Origin of the sequence: Streptomyces abyssalis (assembly GCF_001751365.1) — a bacterium.
GTDB lineage: Bacteria > Actinomycetota > Actinomycetes > Streptomycetales > Streptomycetaceae > Streptomyces > Streptomyces abyssalis.
The window spans coordinates 522771-541297 of the sequence record NZ_LJGT01000038.1 but is presented as its reverse complement, the minus strand read 5'-3'; the positions used below and the strand labels follow the sequence as shown (position 1 = coordinate 541297).

Sequence of the window (18527 nt, the reverse complement as noted above, 5' to 3'; positions counted from 1 at the left end):
GGGGGGTGGGACGGGAACACGGCATGCGCCGTGTGCATGGGTTGAAGGGTGGAGGCCGTGGAGCGTCGCAGATTCCTCGGGCTGGCAGCGGCCGCGGGAGCGACGGGTGCGACCGCCGTCGGCGCCTTCACGGCCGCGGGCTGCGGCACCGGTACGGGAACGCAGAGCGCGGCCCTCACGGTGGTCGCGGCCGACTACGGAGATCCAGGACGCGGCAACGGCTCCCAGGCGTACTGGAACTCCCTGGTGAACGCCTTCCAGCGCAAGCATTCCGGCATCGCCGTCGACGTGCAGGTGCTCAGCTGGAAGGACGTCGACAGGAAGGTGGCGGCGATGGTCGCCGCGGGGCGCCCGCCGGACATCGCACAGATCGGCGCGTACGCCGACTTCGCCGCGCAGGGCAGGCTCTACAGCGCCCGCGAGGTGCTCTCCATACCGGTACAGGCCGACTTCCTCCCCCCGCTCGCGGGGGCGGGCGAGGTGCGGCGGGTCCAGTACGGGATGCCGTTCGTCGCGAGCACGCGCCTGCTCTTCTACAACAAGACGCTCTTCGCACGTGCCGGGCTCGACCCGGACGCACCGCCCAGGACCTGGGAGCAACTGGCCCGCGCCGCGGCCCGGTTGAAGGCAGCGGGCGTGAAGATCCCGTACGGGCTGCCGCTCGGGCCTGAGGAGGCGCCGGCCGAGACGCTCCTGTGGCTCCTCAGCGGCGGCGGCTCGTACACCGACAAGGTCGGCAACTACACGATCGACGCCGCGGCCAACATCAAGACCTTCGACTGGCTGCGGGACAGGCTCGTACGGCGCAAGCTGACCAACCGCGATCCGGGCGGCACCGACCGCCAGGAGCTCTTCGACGCCTTCGTCCGCGGTGAGGTCGGCATGCTCAACGGCCATCCCACGCTGCTGGAAGAAGTGCGGCGCCGCGGGGTGAAGTACGGCACCGCGGTGGTGCCGGGCGCCGAAGGGCCCTCGGACGGCACGCTCGGCGTGGCGGACTGGGTGATGGCGTTCAGGCAGAACGGCAGACGCGAAGAGGCGGGCCGCTTCCTCGACTTCCTCTTCAGCGAGAAGAACCACTACGCCTTCGCCGACCGCTACGACCTCCTTCCGGTGACGACGTCCGCTAACGAACGGATGCGCGGGCACGCCGAGCACAAGCCGCTGCGGCGCTTCCAGGACGAGCTGGTGAGCGCCGAGTTCTACCCGGTGGGCAAGGTCTCCTGGGCGAAGGTGAGCGCGGACCTCAAGAAGAGCATCGGCAAGGCGGTCGGCGAGGGCCCCGGCCCGGCGGGCGTGCTCGGTGCGATCCAGCGCCGCGCGGAGGCGCGGGATTCCGAGGCAGAGGTGCCCTGAGCGGTTCGTGCCTCCTGGCCGCCGGGGTCGGTCGTCGTACGCGGGCGGTAGCTTGGACGGATGAGCGACGAGGTCCGCGACACCGGCGACGACGGACCGGAGGCACCGGCGCCCGAAGGTCCGGTCGGGGAACCGCCGTCCGGGCTCTCCGAGCGCGACCTGTCCGTGCTCGCCGTGGAACGCCGCGGCTGGTCCGGGCCCGGCGCGAAGGAACGGGCGATACGCGAGCAGCTGGACATGTCGCCGACGCGCTATTACCAGCTCCTCAACGCGCTGCTCGACGACCCCCGCGCCCTCGCCCACGACCCTGTGACGGTCAACCGCCTCCGCCGCCGCCGCGACGCCCAACGGGCCCGCCGCTGACGGGAGTCGGGGCCCGTCCCCCGGTCGTACGCGTCACTAGGATCACGGCATGACCGCTCCCGAGCCGACGATCCTGGCCACCTCCGGCGGACATCTCGTCGGCAGCCGCAACAGAGTGCTCTTCGACGCGCTGGTGCACCACGCGGTCGAGCTGTCCGGCGTGCACGGCCGCCGCCCGAAGGTGCTGTACGTCGGCACGGCGATCGGCGACGCCGAGCACTTCGCGTTCCGCATGGCCGAGGCGGCCCGGGTGGCGGGCTTCGACCTGATGCCGCTGAACCTCTTCCCCATGCCCAACGTCGAGGACGTCGAGGGCACCGTCCTCGATCACGACGTCGTCTGGGTGATGGGCGGCTCCGTCGCCAACCTGCTCGCCGTCTGGCGGCTGCACGGGCTCGACACCGTGCTGCGTCGCGCATGGGAGGCCGGCGTGGTTCTCAGCGGCGTCAGCGCCGGCTCGCTCTGCTGGTTCAAGGGCGGCGCAACCGACTCCTTCGGCCCCGAACTGCGCCCGCTCACCGACGCGTTGGGCTTCCTCCCGTACGGCAACGGCGTGCACTACGACAGCGACCCGGGCCGCCGTCCCCTCATGCACCGGCTCGTCGCCGAGGGCAACCTGCCTGCCGCACACTGCACCGACGACGGAGTGGGCCTCGTCTACCACGGGACGCGGCTGACCGAAGCCGTCACGGAGATCCCCGGCAAGGGCGCATACACCGTGGTGAGCGAAGGGGGCGCGGCCGTCGAGGAGCGCATCGAGCCGCGCGAACTGCCGCCCGTCGGCCGGTAGTCTCGCGGCATGGTCGCCCTACCGACACCTCGTACCGACGCGGGCCGTGAAGGGCTCGCCGCGATCCTCGACGAACCTGAACGCGCCCTCGCAGCCTTCGACTTCGACGGCACCCTCGCCCCCATCGTCGCCGACCCCGCGGACGCCCGCGCACACCCCGACGCCGTGCCCGTGCTCTCCCGCCTCGCCACGCGCCTGTGCGCGGTGGCGGTCGTCACCGGCCGCCCGGCCGAGGCGGTCGTCCGCAACGGCGGCCTCGCGGGCGCCGAAGGTCCCCCCGGCCCCGCCGGGTGGGGGTCCCCCCTGGGGGTACCTTCCGGCGAAGCCAGGGGGAGCAGCGAGGGGCAGTACCCCCTGGAAAACCTCACCGTGCTCGGCGCGTACGGGGCCGAGCGCTGGGACGCCGCCACCGGCACCCTGAGCGCCGCGCCGCCGCCTCCCGGCGTCGCCGCCGTACGGGCGGAACTTCCCGGCCTTCTGGCCGACTTGGGCGCCCCGCCCGGCACCTGGACGGAGGACAAGGGGCGGGCTCTCGCGGTGCACACCCGCCGCACGGACGACCCGGTGGCCGCATTCGAGCTGCTGCGTTCCCCGCTGTACGCGCTGGCCGAACGGCACGGACTCATCGTCGAACCGGGCCGCATGGTCCTGGAGTTGCGCGCACCCGGCGTCGACAAGGGCGCCGCGCTGACCGAGCACCTGCGCGAAGTCGGCGCCGGAGCCGTGCTGTACGGGGGCGACGACCTGGGCGATCTGGCGGCCTTCGCGGCCGTGGAGAAGCTCCGCGGCGAAGGTGTGCCCGGCCTGCTGGTGTGCAGCGGCGGCGGCGACACCGGCGAGTCAGTGCCCGAGATCGCCGGCCGCGCGGACCTCGTCGTGGACGGCCCGGCCGGTCTGGTCCGCCTGCTCGGCGGCCTTGCCGACCTGCTCGCTGAGCGGAGCGACTAGGGCTAGGGCTAGGGGTGTCTCGAAGTGGCGGCCTCCGGCCGCGCCGGGCCGGGGCCGCGGCGTCCGGCCGTCGCCCTCATCGCCCTCATCGCCTCGTGGCGGTGCCGCGCCCCGCCTGCCGCCATCCGTTCACCGCACGGATGCGGGAGCACCCGCAAGAGGGTCCGGCAGCGTGTCCGGCGCCCGCAACGAGTGCGCGTGTCCCCGCCGCGGGGGACCGCGCTACGCGTCCCGCAGCGCGTGCAGCTGGTCCAGGAACCAGCGGGTCGGTGGCAGCGCCGTCGCCGCCGCGGCCAGCCGCTTCGTACGCTCCGCCCGGCGGCCGTGTTCCATCGTCAGCGCCTCGTGCAGTGCGCGTGCGGTGTCCGCGATGTCGTACGGATTGACCACGAGGGAGTCCTCGCCCAGCTCCGCGTACGCGCCCGCCTCGCGGGAGAGGACCAGCGCGCAGCCGTCGTCGGAGACGACCGGGACCTCCTTGGCGACGAGGTTCATGCCGTCCCGGATCGGGTTGACCAGTGCCACGTCCGCCAGCCGGTACGCCGCCAGCGAGCGCGCGAAGTCGTCCTTGAGGAAGAGCACCACCGGCGTCCAGCTCTCCGTGCCGTACGTGGAGTTGATCTCTTCAGCGACGCGCGAGACCTCGCTCATGTAGTCGCGGTAGACCGCCAGGTCCTGCCGGGAGGGGTAGGCGAGCGCGAGGTGCACGACGCGCTCGCGCCACTCGGGACGGTCCGCGAGCAGACGCCCGTAGGCGTGCAGCCCGCGCACGATGTTCTTGGAAAGCTCGGTGCGGTCGACCCGTACGAGCGCCCGGCGCGGCCGGCCGTCCCTGTCGCTGCCGATCTGCTCGCGGAGTATGGCGATCCGCTCGTCGACGTCGTCCCTTCCGGCGCGCTCCCGCAGGAACTCCGCGTCCGCACCAAGGCCGTGCACTCCGAGACGGGTCGTACGGCCGTCGCAGGTGACCTCCAGCTCGCCCGTCGACTCGTCCTCCGCGACGGCGGCGCCCAGCACCGCGACGCAGCAGTCCGCGAAGCCGCGTGCCCAGCGACGGGTGAGGAAGGCGGCGCGGTCGGCGCCCAGGACGCCGCGAAGCACCTGCTCGGCGACGGCGTCGGGCAGCATCCGGTAGTAGTCCGGCGGCGCCCAAGGCGTGTGCGAGAAGTGCCCGATGCGCAGGTCGGGGCGGCGCTCGCGGAGCAGCGCGGGCACCAGCGTCAGGTGGTAGTCCTGCACGAGCACCGTCGCACCCTCGGCGGCCTCGTCGGCCAGTGCGTCGGCGAATGCCGCGTTGTACCGCTCGTACGACGCCCACTGCTGTTCGAACTCCGCGCCGAAGGACGGCTCCAGAGGCGTCTGGTAGAGCATGTGGTGGACGAACCAGAGCACGGAGTTGGCGATGCCGTTGTAGGCGTCGGCGAAGGTGCCGGCGGGGATGTCCAGCATCCGTACGGACTGGCCGCCGGTGTCGGCCCGGTCGAGCTTGCCGCCGGAGCGGCGCACGGCCTCGCGGTCGCCGTCGCCGAGGGCCGCGCAGACCCACACGGCGTCGCCGCCGGAGTCCTCCGTGGCGATGGCGGAGAGCCCCGAGACGAGACCGCCGCCGCCGCGCTTGGCGGAGAGCGAGCCTCCCCCAGCGCCTCCGGCCTGGGTGGTTTCCCCGGCGACGGAGTAGGAGACGGGCCCTCTGTTCGAAGCGACCAGTACGTCGGCCAGGGCCTGCGATGCGCGTTCGACGACCATGGCCCGAGCTTAGCCGCGCCCGGATCCACGCAAACGTGACGCGCCTCGCGCCTCCGGCACGCCCGTGGCCCCGCTTCGTGCCCGCCTCGAGTGGGCTCCGGTGCCCGGGTTCGGGCCGGGTCTTTCCGGGCGGCGCGCCGGTGCTCCCGCCCCTGCGTTCGGCGGGGAGTGCTGTGCGTGTTCCGCCAATGCGCCGTTGTTCTGGGGCCGCCCGTTGGGCGTGCCAAGTCCCGGTCGAGAGGCGGGAGTTGCCTGCGAGGGCGACCGTGCGCGGCGCGCCCCTGGCCCCGCTTCGTGCCCGCCTCGGGTGGGCTCCGGTGCCTGGGTGCGGGCCGGGTCTTTCCGGGTGGCGCGCCGGTGCTCCCGCCGCTGCCTTCGGCGGGGAGCCCTGCGTGCGTTCCGCCGTAACCGTTGTCCTGGGCCGCCTGGTTCTGGGCCGCCTGCTGGGCGGCGGCGCTGCACGCCCGTGGCACGGCTTCGTGGGCTCCTGTGTCGGGGGCCGCCGGTCCCCGGGGGCCGGGCCGCGTCCGGTCCCGTGAGGGAGGGGGTGCGGGTCGGGCCGGCGGGGCGTGCTCGTACTGCAGCCGAGCGCCAGGTCTGCCGCCTGTGGGCCGTGCCAAGCCCCCGGCAGGGGGCGGGAGTTGTCGACGGACGGATGGCCCGGCGCCCGGCGCCCGTGGCCCCAGGCCCCCGGCCCCGGGCTGGGTGCGTGCCCGAGACGCCCGACCCGGTCGGCGCAGCCGCGCGCGTCCCGCGCGGCTGCGGCCCCTACGCCGCCCGTCGGGCCGCGTACTCCGCGATCTCCCGCATCGGGGGCCGCTCCACCGTGTCGACGGCGTGGCTGCGCGGCGCGAACCCCCCGGAGCCCGCCGCGCCGCCCGCACCCCCCGCACCGTCCACGTCCCGTTCGAACTGCGTCAGCGTCGGACTTACGAGGCGGCTGCCGCGTGCCATGCGCAGCTGTGCCGTGTGATGGATCGCCGCGGCCATGCGCCCCAGCGCCTGCCCGTCCTGGTGCCGGTGCCGCCGGACGCCGACGTCGACCTGGGCGAGCGCGTCGAGCCCCGCGGTGTGCAACGAGTCGATGAGCAGCCCCAGTTCGACGCCGTAACCGACGGGGAAGGGGAGCTGCTCCAGCAGCGTGCGGCGGGCCGCGTACTCGCCGCCGAGCGGCTGCACGAAGCCCGCGAGCCGGGGCCAGTGCAGGTTGAGCAGCGGCCGTGCGACCAGTTCCGTGACGCGGCCGCCGCCGGCCGGATCGTCGCCCAGCGGCCGGTCGTACATCGCCTTGACCAGCCGCAGCCGCGGATCGGTGAGCAGCGGCCCGACGACGCCGGAGACGAAGTCGGCGGAGAAGTCCTCCAGGTCGGCGTCGGCGAAGCAGACGATGTCGCCGCTCGTCACCAGCAGTGAACGCCACAGCACCTCGCCCTTGCCGGGCAGCGCGGGCAGCCGCGGAAGCACGTCGTCGCGGTGCACGACCCGCGCGCCCGCCGCCTCGGCGACCGGGGCCGTACGGTCGGTGGAGCCGGAGTCCAGCACCACCAGCTCGTCCACGAGAGCCGTAGGGGAGGCCGTCATCAGCTCGTGCCGGATCACCGAGACGATCCCGCCGATGGTCCGCTCCTCGTTCAGCGCGGGCAGTACGACGCTGACCCGGGACCCCGTGGCCCGCTTCGCCGCGAGCAGCTCCGTCAGCGGGCGGTCGGTGCACGAGAAGGACCGGCGCCTCAGCCACTGCTCGACTTCCTCCAGCACTCGGCCACTCCCTGTGATCCATCTCGCGGTACGGACGCCTGTCTCAATGCGCAGGCCTGTCGGTTACAGTCTTGAACAACGCGGAACGCGATCGCATGCCGGGTCCGGCCCGGCGGCGGCCACCGCGCCGCTCACAACTTCACACCGCTCATCCAGAGGGGCAGAGGGAACGGCCCGTTGAAGCCCCGGCAACCCTCCGGCCGGTCTCGCACGAAGCGACGTGACATCGCGAGGCTCCCGGCTCGGGAAGGTGCCAATTCCGTCTCGTGGCGAGATACGTCCCGAGGAAGATGAGGAGAAAGGGCCTCGCCGAATCATGGCTGTTCAAGCCGCTCAAGCCGCCTCCGGCACGACCGTGGACTCCCCGGCCGGTGGACCCGGCACCGTGCTCGGCCCCGCTGCCGCGCTCTCCTGCCGCGAGTGCGGGGAGCGCACGCCGCTCGGCCCGGTCTTCGCCTGTGAGGCGTGTTTCGGGCCGCTGGAGATCGCATACGAGTTCCCCGGCGGCGGCACCTCAGGGCCCGCGGGGCTCCGTGAGCGCATCGAGGCAGGCCCGGACAACATCTGGCGGTACGCGCCGCTGCTGCCGGTTCCCGCCGACGTCGCCGCGAAGCCCAACATCAACCCCGGTTTCACCAAGCTCGTCCAGGCCGACCGGCTCGCCCGCGAACTCGGTGTCACGGGCTCCCTGCACATCAAGGACGACTCGGGCAACCCGACGCACTCCTTCAAGGACCGCGTCGTCGCCATAGCCGTCGAGGCCGCCCGCGCCTTCGGCTTCACGACGCTCTCCTGCTCCTCCACGGGCAACCTCGCGGGCGCCGTCGGCGCCGCTGCCGCCCGCGCCGGCCTGCGCTCGTGCGTGTTCATCCCGCACGACCTGGAACAGGGCAAGGTCGTCATGGCGGCCGTCTACGGCGGAGAACTCGTCGGCATCGAGGGCAACTACGACGACGTGAACCGGTTCTGCTCGGAGCTGATCGGCGACCCCGCAGGCGAGGGCTGGGGCTTCGTCAACGTCAACCTCCGCCCGTACTACGCCGAGGGCTCGAAGACCCTCGCGTACGAGATCTGCGAACAGCTGGGCTGGCGCCTGCCCGACCAGCTCGTCGTCCCGATCGCCTCCGGCTCCCAGCTCACGAAGATCGACAAGGGTCTGAAGGAGCTGATCGCGCTCGGCCTGGTCGAGGACAAGCCGTACAAGATCTTCGGCGCCCAGGCGGAGGGCTGCTCCCCGGTCTCCCGCGCCTTCAAGGACGGGCACGACGTCGTACGCCCGGTCCGCCCCGAGACCATCGCCAAGTCGCTGGCCATCGGCAATCCCGCCGACGGTCCGTACGTCCTGGACATCGCCCGCCGTACGGGCGGCGCCGTGGAGGACGTCGACGACCCGCGGATCGTGGAGGCGATCAAGCTGCTGGCGCGCACCGAGGGGATCTTCGCCGAGACCGCCGGCGGCGTCACCGTGGGCGTCACGAAGAAGCTGATCGAGGAGGGCCGTCTCGACCCGGCCCTCACCACCGTCGTCCTCAACACGGGCGACGGCCTGAAGACCCTGGACGCGGTGGCTCCCACCACCGGTATGTCCGCCGTCATCCGCCCCAACCTGGACTCGTTCCGAGAGGCTGGTCTCGCATCATGAGCGTGAACGTCCGTATCCCGACCATCCTGCGCACCTACACCGGAGGGCAGGCGGAGGTGAGCGCCGAGGGCGCGACCCTCTCCGAGGTGCTGGCCGACCTGGAGAAGAACCACACCGGCATCGGTGCACGAGTGCTGGACGACTCGGGCAAGCTGCGCCGCTTCGTCAACGTCTACGTCAACGACGACGACGTCCGTTTCGAGCAGGGCCTGGAGACGCCCACCCCGGACGGCGCGGGTGTCTCCATCATTCCCGCGGTCGCGGGCGGATGCTGAGTTCGCTGAGGTCTCGGCCCTGCTGAGGTCTCGTGAGAGGTCGGTGAAGGCCCCTTGCGGCCGGTGCTGATCCCCTTACGGTCGAACCGCCTCCTCCGGGAACACATGAACGAAACGGAGGGGGCGGTTCCGCGTGTGGGGACGCGATAGGGTTGCGAAGAATCCCACCCCAGTGACTCCCCGGTGCGTGCCGGGCGTCCATGAGAACGCGACAAGTTGTGCCCGGAATCGGTGCGGCAATTGTCGCGTTGGCGGCGCTTTGCCCGGCCTTGCTTGCCCTGCTTCCTCGGAGAATGCGGGCTTTTGCGCCCTCGATCGTTGCTCAGAATTCTCGTCTTCGTGACCTGTTGCAGAGGGCGTCCGTACAGATACATTCAGCCGCGGTCGACGCGTTCCGGCTTACGCATCCGCATGTCTGCGGTGCCGTGCCGGAGGTGAGGTCTGACCCGGGTTCGTGAAGTGCGGGCTCGTGCAAGGGCCAGTAATAGGGGAGTTAGGGATGGCTCAGGGCACCGTCAAGTGGTTCAACGCGGAGAAGGGATACGGCTTCATCGCGGTCGACGGTGGTGCAGACGTATTCGTCCACTACAGCGCGATTCAGATGGACGGCTACCGCACCCTGGACGAAGGACAGCGGGTCGAGTTCGAGATCTCGCAGGGTCAGAAGGGGCCGCAGGCGGACATGGTCCGTGTGACTGCCTGAGCACCCGCAACACTGCGCAGAGCTGCAACAGCCGTAACAACAGCCGTACGAGGGGCCGTACTCCGCGGAGGAGTACGGCCCCTCTGTGCTGTCCGCGCGGCCCTGACCCGCAGGCCCCGCAGGTTGCGTACGTCCCGGCCCGGTGTGATGTCCTGGGGGCGCTTGCACTCGCAGGGGTCGAGTGCTAATCATTGCGTTAGCACTCTCCGAGTGAGAGTGACAGTCAAGGACCGGGTCGGTGAGGCTCGTTCGCCGGGTGGAGCAAGGAACCACGCGGCTTCCGGGTCGTCCGTCGCGGGCGCCAGCGCGGTCCGGTATACCCGTCCCCTGGTTGTGCAGGGGGATCCCCAGTCCGGGAGGGACCACTTCACATGGCCAAGATCATCGCGTTCGACGAGGAGGCGCGGCGCGGCCTCGAGCGCGGGATGAACCAGCTCGCCGACGCCGTCAAGGTCACGCTCGGCCCCAAGGGCCGGAACGTCGTGCTGGAGAAGAAGTGGGGCGCGCCCACGATCACCAACGACGGTGTCTCCATCGCCAAGGAGATCGAGCTCGAGGACTCCTACGAGAAGATCGGCGCCGAGCTGGTCAAGGAGGTCGCCAAGAAGACGGACGACGTCGCCGGTGACGGCACGACGACCGCGACCGTCCTCGCCCAGGCGCTCGTCAAGGAGGGCCTGCGCAACGTCGCCGCGGGCGCCAACCCCATGGCCCTCAAGCGCGGTATCGAGCGTGCCACCGAGGCCGTCTCCGCCGCCCTGCTGGAGCAGGCCAAGGACGTGGAGACCAAGGAGCAGATCGCTTCCACGGCCTCCATCTCCGCCGGCGACCCGCAGATCGGCGAGCTGATCGCCGAGGCGATGGACAAGGTCGGCAAGGAAGGCGTCATCACCGTCGAGGAGTCGCAGACCTTCGGGCTCGAGCTGGAGCTCACCGAGGGCATGCGCTTCGACAAGGGCTACATCTCCGCGTACTTCGCCACCGACATGGAGCGCATGGAGGCGGAGCTCGAGGACCCGTACATCCTCATCGTCAACTCCAAGATCGGCAGCGTGAAGGACCTGCTGCCGCTGCTGGAGAAGGTCATGCAGTCGGGCAAGCCGCTGCTGATCATCGCCGAGGACGTCGAGGGCGAGGCGCTCTCCACGCTCGTCGTCAACAAGATCCGCGGCACCTTCAAGTCCGTCGCGGTCAAGGCTCCCGGCTTCGGCGACCGCCGCAAGGCCATGCTCGGTGACATCGCCATCCTCACCGGTGGCACGGTCATCTCCGAGGAGGTCGGCCTCAAGCTGGAGAACGCCGGTCTGGATCTGCTGGGCCGCGCCCGCAAGGTCGTCATCACCAAGGACGAGACGACCATCGTGGACGGCGCGGGCGACAGCGAGCAGGTCGCCGGCCGTGTCTCGCAGATCCGCGCCGAGATCGACAACTCCGACTCGGACTACGACCGCGAGAAGCTCCAGGAGCGTCTGGCGAAGCTGGCCGGCGGCGTGGCCGTCATCAAGGCCGGTGCCGCCACCGAGGTCGAGCTCAAGGAGCGCAAGCACCGCATCGAGGACGCGGTGCGCAACGCCAAGGCCGCCGTCGAGGAGGGCATCGTCGCCGGTGGTGGCGTGGCTCTGCTCCAGGCGTCCAGCGTCTTCGAGAAGCTGGAGCTGGAAGGCGACGAGGCGACCGGCGCACAGGCCGTGAAGCTCGCGCTGGAGGCACCGCTCAAGCAGATCGCGGTCAACGCCGGCCTCGAGGGCGGCGTCGTGACGGAGAAGGTGCGCAACCTGAAGCCCGGTCACGGCCTCAACGCCGCCACCGGTGAGTACGTCGACATGCTCGCCGAGGGCATCAACGACCCGGCGAAGGTGACCCGTTCCGCGCTGCAGAACGCCGCCTCGATCGCGGCGCTCTTCCTCACGACGGAGGCCGTCATCGCCGACAAGCCGGAGAAGGCGGCCGCCGGCGGCGGCGACCCGACCGGTGGCATGGGCGGTGGCATGGACTTCTGACCGCAGCGCGGTCGGAGGTTCCGTAGCCTCCCGGCACGGATCAGGACCGAGGGCGGCATCCCGGAAGGGGTGCCGCCCTCGGCGTGCGCGGGGCACGTGTGCCCCGGCCGGCACACTCGCCGATCGCCCTACACGCGCGCCCCGTTGTCGTGCGGGGAGCGGCGGGTCCTCGCCCGGGCGCTGCCCGGTCCGGACCCGCGCCCGCCCGTGCGGCGGGCCGGCGTGTGCGGGCTGCGGTTCTCGAACTCGACGGCGAGCGGGGCACCGACGAACAGCGACGAGTACGAACCCACCACGATGCCGATCAGCAGAGCCAGCGCGAAGTCGCCCAGCGAGTCGCCGCCCAGCACCGCGAGGGCGGAGATGATGAACAGAGCTCCCATGCCGGTGTTGAGGGTGCGCGGCACCGTCTGCACGACCGCTCTGTTGACCACGTCCCGGAACGACCTCTTCGGTGCCGTCGGGGACGGCCGGTGCGGCTCCTGCTCTTCGGAGCGGACCCGGTCGAAGATGACGACGGAGTCGTTGACCGAGTAGCCGATGACGGTCAGCAGCGCCGCCAGGAAGACCCCGTCGACGGGCCTGCCCAGCCAGGCGAAGGCACCGATGAGGATGACCGTGTCGTGCACGAGCGACAGCACCGTCGAGGTGCTGAACGTCCACCGGAACCGGAAGGCCAGGTAGAGCAGCTGCGCGCCGAGCGCGACCGCCAGCGCGATCAGGGCGTGTCGCCGCAGTTCGTCGCCGAGGCTCGGTCCGAACATCTCGTCGCGCACCTGCTCGGCGTCCCCGCCGAGTTCGGCAAGCGCGGAGCGGACCGTCCGCTCCTGGTCGTCCGTGAGCTGCTCGGAGCGCACCGTGATCCCGTCGGCGGCGCCTTCGCCCCCGCCGGAGCCCTGGACGACGGCGTCCGGCAGCCCCGCGTCGGCCAGTGCCGCGCGGGCGGCTTCGGGATCGACGGCCTGACTGGTGGAGTACTCCACGAGCCGTCCCCCGGTGAACTCGACGCCGAAGTCCAGCCCGCGCAGCACGATTCCGGCAACGGCGAGGACGACGGCCGCGGACGAGACCGCGAGCCAGCGCCTCCCGTACCGCATCCAGTCCGGATTGCGTCGCGTCAGGCGCGTACGTACGCGTCCCAGCCCGGCGAGTCCCGAGATCCGCGGACGCGCCCGTACGGCACGGCGGCCCGCGGCGAATTCCACCAGCACCCTCGTGACGACCAGCGCGCTGACCATCGAGGCGAGCACGCCGATGGAGAGCGTGACGCCGAAGCCGCGCACCGGCCCCGAGGCGAGCGTGAAGAGCAGCAGGGCCGCGAGGAGCGTGGTGACGTTGGAGTCGACGATCGCGCTGAACGCACCGCGGAAACCCTTCGCCGACGCGGTGCGCAGGCTTCTGGCCCGTCCGCCGCGTTCGTACTCCTCACGCCCTCGTTCGAAGACGAGGACGTTCGCGTCGACGGCCATGCCGATCGCCAGTACGAAGCCGGCGAGGCCCGGCAGCGTCAGCGTCGCTCCGAACGCGAGCAGCGCGGAGTACGCGATCAGCCCGTAGCACAGCAGGCCCACGGCCGCGAGGGCGCCGAAGAGCCGGTAGACGAAGACCACGGAGGCCGACGTGAGGGCGGCACCGATCACGGCGGCCCAGCCGCTCGCCTCGATCGCCTCGGCGCCCAGCGTCGGTCCGACGGTGTGACGTTCGATCACCTCGACCGGGACGGGCAGGGCGCCGCCCTCGACGAGGGTGGCCAGCTCCTTGGCCTCCTCCTCGCCGAAGTCCCCGGTGATCTGGGTCTTTCCGCCTCCGATGCCGGCTCCGCAGGAGACGGACGGGTCGACCTGCGGCGACGAGATGACCTTCTCGTCCAGGACGATCGCCACGCGACGCTGCGGGTCCCCGGCCGGGGAGCAGGCCGCCTTGCCCGTCAGGTCCTTCCACTCCTTTCCGCCCTTGTCGCGGAAGCCGAGCTCGACGAACCAGCCGGACCCGTTCTGCTGGTCGAGGGTGGCCTTGGCCGACTCCACCTCGACGCCCGTCATGGCGGTGTCCCCGAGTTCCACGGGACGGCCGGACTCGTCCTTCCCGGCGCCGCCCTCGCCGGGCCGTTCCCCGGCCTCCGGGGCGCCCTCGACGGGATGGAAGGTGAGCTGGGCGGTCCGGCCGAGGACCTCTGTGGCCTCCTTCGGGTCGGTCAGGCCCGGGAGTTCGACGATGATGCGGTTGTCTCCGGAGCGCACGAGGTTGGGTTCGGCGACTCCTAGCGCGTCCACGCGCCGGCGCAGCACTTCCATCGTGTCGTCCGTCGCGGACGGCGTGGCTTTCGCCGACTTCGAGTCCCGGGTCTCCAGGACGATCTGTGTTCCGCCGCGCAGATCGATGCCGAGGCGGGGTTCCTTGGTCATGGCGAGGACCGCGGCGAGGGCCGTTACGGCAAGCGCGATCACCGCCCGCACCCTGTTGGCGCGAGTCATGGGTTGCCTCCTGTACAGGCACACCGCATCCGCCCGGGGCAGGGCCCGGGGGCAGCGGTGGTGAAGGTGACGGCACCGGGGCGCGCCCCGCGGCCGGGTGCCGTTTGTCAGGTCGGATCAGGTCTCAGATGCCTGTACGGGCCGGGGGAGCGCGCCCCTGCGGCGGTGACCTGTGTGTGAGGTGCGTGGCGGAGAGCCGCGGGCGCTCCGGCCGTACGGAGCCGGGCTCCGCCTCGGGGCCGTTCTGTCCGACGGCGGGAAGCAGCGGGAGAGGTGCGTGGGTGGCGGCGTGCGCGGCGTGCGCGATCGCGCCCTGGAAGTGCTGCGGCGGGTCCTGCTGGTGGGCGCCCGCGGACTGGCCCTGAGCGGGGGCGCCCTGGGCGTGCGGCTGCTGCGCCATGGCGGCGGAGCCGCCGGACAGCACGAGCAGGACCGCGAGGAGGATGCCGGGCAGACGCGGCGTGGTGCTGCGTACGCGGCGTGCCATCATGCCCCTCCTCACCTGGCTCGGTCTCACCTGCATCGGTCCCTCAACCGGCCCGGCGTCCGCCCGTACGGGCGGGGATGCGGGCGGGCACGCTGCACAGCCTGCCCCACGAACCTCCGCGCTTCAACGGCGTTCCAGGCAGCCGGGAGACGGCGCGCCGAGTGTCAGCGAGAAGCGCTGGGCGGCGGCGGCGACGGCTCTTCCGCACCGGGTCAGTGACGCCTCGTCCGAGAAGCTGCTCAGGGTGACCGCGCTCATGCCGCCGACGGCCAGCCCTGAGTGGTCCAGGACGGGCGCTCCGACGGCGACGACCCCGGTCTCGTTCTCCTCGCGGTCCTCGGAGTATCCGCGTTCCCGTACGGCGGTGAGTTCGCCGAGCAGCTCCGCCGGGTCGGTGTGGGTGTGTTCCGTGTGCGCGGGCATGCCGGTGCGCTTGAGGAGCGCGAGGACCGACTCGTCGGGCAGCGTCGCGAGTACGGACTTGCCCACCGAGGTGGAGTGCAGCGCGAGGCTCATGCCGACGCGTGAGGCGAGCCGGTAGGGCTTGTCGGCCTCCAGCTTGGCCGCGTAGACCGCCTCGTCGCCGCTGAGCAGGGCGAAGTGGACCGTCCAGTCCGTCTCTTCGCGCAGCGCCTCCAGGACGGGTCGCGCCTGGTCGGGCAGGTCGCCCTCGCGCTGGTGTGCGCCGACGAGGGTGAGGATGCGGGGGCCGCTCGCGTAACTGCCGCGGCCGAGGGGGCGGGCGAAGCCGCGTTCGACGAGGGTCTGCAGGATGCGGTGGACGGTGGGCTTGGGCAGCGCTGTGACCTCGGAGATCTCCGCGACGCTGCGGTGCCCGGCCAGCGCTTCCAGCACGTCGAGTGTCTTGTCCGCCGCAGTGCGGTGCCGCTCGCTGGCCATCGGCCCAGTCTAAGCAGCGGGATCGTTGCGGGGGCGTGGTCCGGATGCGCCCGGGATGCGCTTGGGGTGGGGCCCGGGGCGCACACGGTTCCTGTGTCCAGGTGTCCAGGTGTGCGCACGGTTCAGGTGTGCTCCAGGTCTGCCGGTCCGCTGCTGCCGCGCGGGTTCACAGCCCCGGAGGGCTGTGGCAGCATTCCGGAACCCCGGGTCGGTTTCCGGAACAGAGTTCCGTCAGGCGAAACGATGGTGAGGTGGGCCGGAATCCGGCCGGGGCGGCCAAGGCGGCAGGGACGGATGAATCGAGACGGCGATGTCCGAGGAACCACCACCCACCAGGATCACGACTCCCACCCCCGACCCGGACGACCCGGCGTCCACGGGCGCGGCCCCCGCGGCGGAGACCGGGGCCACGGCCCCGCCCAGGAACATGCGGACCGACCGTGAGCTGCGGCGCGTGGTCACCGCGTCCGTCGTCGGTACGGCGCTCGAGTGGTACGACTTCTTCATCTACGGCACGGCGGTCGTGCTCGTCTTCAACGACCTGTTCTTCGTCCAGGACGACCCGGCGGCCGGCACGCTGATCGGCCTCGCGACCTTCGGCGTCGGCTTCGTCTTCCGCCCGGTGGGCGGGTTCTTCTTCGGCGCCCTCGGCGACCGCATCGGCAGGCGGGCCACGCTCGTACTGACGACGCTGGTGATGGGGCTCTCCACGGGCCTGATCGGCCTCCTGCCGACGTACGCGTCGATCGGCGTCATGGCTCCCGTGCTGCTCACGCTGATGCGGGTGTGCCAGGGGCTGGGCGCGGGCGCCGAGTTCGGCGGTGCCTCGACGCTGCTCGCCGAGCACGCGCCGGCCCAACGGCGCGGCTTCTACGCGTCGTTCGCACAGATGGGCGTGCAGGCGGGGCTCGTGCTCGGGATGGTCGTCTTCCTCTTCGTCGGGATGCTTCCGCAGGCGAGCCAGCAGAGCTGGGGCTGGCGGCTGCCGTTCCTCTTCAGCTTCGTACTGATCGGGGTATCGCTCTATCTGCGGCTGCGCGTCGCCGAATCCCCCGTCTTCCGGCGGATGAAGGAGAACAAGAGCGTCGTGAAGCTGCCGGTGCGTGAGGCCCTGCGGCGCTATCCGCGCAGCTTCCTGGTCGGGATCGGCGCGCACATCTGCGACACCTCGGTCGTGTACATCTACGCGACCTTCTCCGTGTCGTATCTGACCGTCCAGGTCGAGCAGCCCAAGTGGGTCGCGCTGACCGGGGTGATCTCGTTCGGGCTCGTCGTGATCGCGCTGCAGCCGGTGTACGGCGCGCTGTCGGACAGGATCGGGCGCAGGCCGCTGAACCTGTTCAGCGTCGTCTTCACCGGCCTGTTCGCGTATCCGTTCTTCCTGCTGCTGGACACGGGCGTCCCCGTGGTCATCTGGCTGGCGATGATCGTTGCGACCTCGCTCGGGCTGGCGCCGATGATCGCCGTCCAACCGGTCTTCTACGCCGAGCTGTTCGGGGCGCGCGTGCGCTACACCGGGTTCGCGGCGTCGCGCGAGACGGGTGCGGCGCTCGCCGGTTTCTCGCCGTTCATCGCGGCGGCGCTGCTCGGGTACGCGGACGGCGACCCCTGGCTCGTCGCGGTCTTCATGGCGGCGACGGCGGCGGTCTCGCTCGTCGCGTTCCTGTACTCGAAGGAGTCGCGTCAGACGGACGTCGGACTGGAGGAGCACGCGCCGGCCGCCCCTTCGTAGCGGGCGGGCGCGTCAGGTCGCGCGGGGCGCCCGCCCCGCGCGCAGCAGCGCCGCCAGTACGGAGCCGGCGAGCGCGGCGACGAGCAGGCTGAAGGCGATTCCCGCCGCGCGGAGCCCGAACAGATCGGCCGCCACACCCACGCCGATCACGGGCAGTGACAGAGCCACGTAGAGCACGACGAAGTACGTGGAGGCCACGTTGGCACGCTGGGCGACAGGAGCCTCGGCGTTGACGGCCGCCAGTCCGGCGCGGAAGCTCATGCCCTGACCGCCTCCGGCGATCACGCCTCCGGCGACGAGCAGTTCGAACGACCGCACGGCGAACCCGGCCGTCAGCAGGCACATCCCCACGACGAGTCCGGCGCACCCGAGAGGCAGTGACGCCTCGCCGAACCGCGGCACCAGCACGATCTGCCCCACGGCGGACGCCGCGAACACCCCGAAGATCACGCCGCCGGCGAGCGCGAAGCTGTCCATGCCCAGCAGCTCGCCGAGGAACGAGGGCGACACGGCCGTGAACAGCCCCAGCACAGCGAAGCCCGCGAACCCGGCGATGCCCGCCCGTACGAAAGTGCCCCGCATCCCCTGCGGAACCCCCGGTTTCGTCACCCGCATCCGGGGACGCCGCACGGTGCCGGCCACGGGTTCCGGCATGAACCACAGACCGGCGGCCACCAGCACGAGCAGCGCCAGGTCGACCGCGTACGGGAGACGCAGCGGCGCCGGTGCGGCTTCGGCGAGCACGCCGGCCAGCAGCGGGCCGCTGCCCAGGCCGCCCATCTGCACCACCGTGGCCACCAGGCTGCCCCGGCCGGTGCTCCTGGCGTCGGCCAGGTCGACCAGGGCGGCGGTCGCCGTGCCGGTGAAGATGCCCGCGGACAGACCCGACAGCAGCCGTCCGGCGAAGAGCAGTTCCAGATTGTGCGCCACGAGGAAGACGACCGCGCTGAGCATCGACAGTGCCAGCCCCGGCAACAGCGTCCGGCGGCGGCCGACTTCGTCCGAGACATGGCCGACGAGCAGCAGCGCGGCCAGCACGCCCGCCGCGTACGTCGCGAAGACGACGGTGACCATGAGGGTGGAGAAGTCGAGTTCCCGCTGGTAGACGACGTACAGCGGGGTCGGCAGTGTCGTCCCCAGCATCGTCACCGTGAAGGCGGCGGCCACCAGCCAGAACGCCACGGGGCGCGTGAGGGTGCGGCGTTCGCGTGTCGCCGTGCTGCCGGAATCCGGTTCGGTGTCACCGCTCATGCACCCATGATCCGCTCCGCCGTGGCCGTCGTCCCGGCGTTTGCGGACGGACGGCGCGGCTACCCGGAGGCGAACTATCCGCTACGAGAAGAAAACTCGGGG

General features: G+C 71.6%; 15 protein-coding genes and 1 riboswitch. Of the genes, 9 read left to right on the top strand and 6 right to left on the bottom strand.

What is annotated here, in order from left to right; translation table 11 throughout:
- Positions 1–57: 57 nt before the first annotated feature.
- From AN215_RS09575 to AN215_RS09560, 4 genes are read left to right on the top strand one after another with little or no spacing between them, the layout of a single operon-like run.
- Positions 58–1356 carry an extracellular solute-binding protein gene (locus tag AN215_RS09575; protein WP_070013857.1) on the top strand — a complete coding sequence of 433 codons (1299 nt, stop codon included), beginning with the start codon at positions 58–60 and terminating at the stop codon, positions 1354–1356.
- A gap of 60 nt (positions 1357–1416) precedes the next feature.
- Complete coding sequence (locus AN215_RS09570) at positions 1417–1719, top strand: DUF3263 domain-containing protein (RefSeq protein WP_070013026.1); 303 nt, start codon at positions 1417–1419, stop codon at positions 1717–1719.
- A 49-nt stretch (positions 1720–1768) separates the two neighbouring features.
- The gene (locus tag AN215_RS09565) at positions 1769–2509 is read left to right on the top strand and encodes a Type 1 glutamine amidotransferase-like domain-containing protein (protein ID WP_070013027.1); all 741 of its coding nucleotides are present in this window, start codon (positions 1769–1771) and stop codon (positions 2507–2509) included.
- A gap of 9 nt (positions 2510–2518) precedes the next feature.
- Complete coding sequence (locus tag AN215_RS09560; protein ID WP_070013028.1) at positions 2519–3457, top strand: trehalose-phosphatase; 939 nt, start codon at positions 2519–2521, stop codon at positions 3455–3457.
- 222 nt (positions 3458–3679) lie between these two features.
- On the opposite strand, the gene AN215_RS09555 is transcribed toward AN215_RS09560, so the two are convergent.
- Both AN215_RS09555 and AN215_RS09550 read right to left on the bottom strand, forming a co-directional pair.
- Positions 3680–5203, bottom strand: a complete 1524-nt coding sequence (locus AN215_RS09555) for an alpha,alpha-trehalose-phosphate synthase (UDP-forming) (protein ID WP_070013029.1) — start codon at positions 5201–5203, stop codon at positions 3680–3682.
- 768 nt (positions 5204–5971) lie between these two features.
- On the bottom strand, positions 5972–6961 hold the full coding sequence (locus AN215_RS09550; RefSeq protein WP_070013030.1) for a glucosyl-3-phosphoglycerate synthase: 990 nt from the start codon (positions 6959–6961) through the stop codon (positions 5972–5974).
- A 145-nt stretch (positions 6962–7106) separates the two neighbouring features.
- Positions 7107–7258: riboswitch (SAM riboswitch) on the top strand.
- A gap of 19 nt (positions 7259–7277) precedes the next feature.
- On the opposite strand from AN215_RS09550, the gene thrC reads away from it, so the two are divergent.
- The 4 genes from thrC (at position 7278) to groL (ending at position 11581) form a co-directional block, all read left to right on the top strand.
- Positions 7278–8603, top strand: coding sequence for a threonine synthase (thrC, locus tag AN215_RS09545; RefSeq protein ID WP_070013031.1), 1326 nt, complete (start codon positions 7278–7280; stop codon positions 8601–8603).
- Positions 8600–8878, top strand: coding sequence for a MoaD/ThiS family protein (locus tag AN215_RS09540; RefSeq protein WP_070013032.1), 279 nt, complete (start codon positions 8600–8602; stop codon positions 8876–8878). Before thrC ends, AN215_RS09540 begins: the two co-directional genes overlap by 4 nt.
- Positions 8879–9377: 499 nt before the next feature.
- Positions 9378–9581, top strand: a complete 204-nt coding sequence (locus AN215_RS09535; RefSeq protein ID WP_028429801.1) for a cold-shock protein — start codon at positions 9378–9380, stop codon at positions 9579–9581.
- 371 nt (positions 9582–9952) lie between these two features.
- Positions 9953–11581: a chaperonin GroEL gene (gene groL / locus AN215_RS09530; RefSeq protein ID WP_070013033.1), complete on the top strand. Its 1629-nt coding sequence runs from the start codon at positions 9953–9955 to the stop codon at positions 11579–11581.
- Positions 11582–11709: 128 nt separating this feature from the next.
- On the opposite strand, the gene secD is transcribed toward groL, so the two are convergent.
- The 3 genes from secD to AN215_RS09515 all read right to left on the bottom strand — a co-directional run bounded on the left by secD (position 11710) and on the right by AN215_RS09515 (position 15442).
- The gene (gene secD, locus AN215_RS09525; RefSeq protein WP_070013034.1) at positions 11710–14055 is read right to left on the bottom strand and encodes a protein translocase subunit SecD; all 2346 of its coding nucleotides are present in this window, start codon (positions 14053–14055) and stop codon (positions 11710–11712) included.
- A gap of 124 nt (positions 14056–14179) precedes the next feature.
- Positions 14180–14542: a hypothetical protein gene (locus AN215_RS09520; protein WP_141743667.1), complete on the bottom strand. Its 363-nt coding sequence runs from the start codon at positions 14540–14542 to the stop codon at positions 14180–14182.
- 123 nt (positions 14543–14665) lie between these two features.
- Positions 14666–15442, bottom strand: a complete 777-nt coding sequence (locus tag AN215_RS09515; protein ID WP_070013036.1) for an IclR family transcriptional regulator — start codon at positions 15440–15442, stop codon at positions 14666–14668.
- Between the two features lie 310 nt (positions 15443–15752).
- On the opposite strand from AN215_RS09515, the gene AN215_RS09510 reads away from it, so the two are divergent.
- Positions 15753–17174, top strand: coding sequence for an MFS transporter (locus AN215_RS09510; RefSeq protein WP_216093864.1), 1422 nt, complete (start codon positions 15753–15755; stop codon positions 17172–17174).
- A 12-nt stretch (positions 17175–17186) separates the two neighbouring features.
- Here the strand turns inward: AN215_RS09510 and AN215_RS09505 are convergent, their stop codons facing one another.
- The gene (locus AN215_RS09505; protein ID WP_079122852.1) at positions 17187–18425 is read right to left on the bottom strand and encodes an MFS transporter; all 1239 of its coding nucleotides are present in this window, start codon (positions 18423–18425) and stop codon (positions 17187–17189) included.
- Positions 18426–18527: the final 102 nt, after the last annotated feature.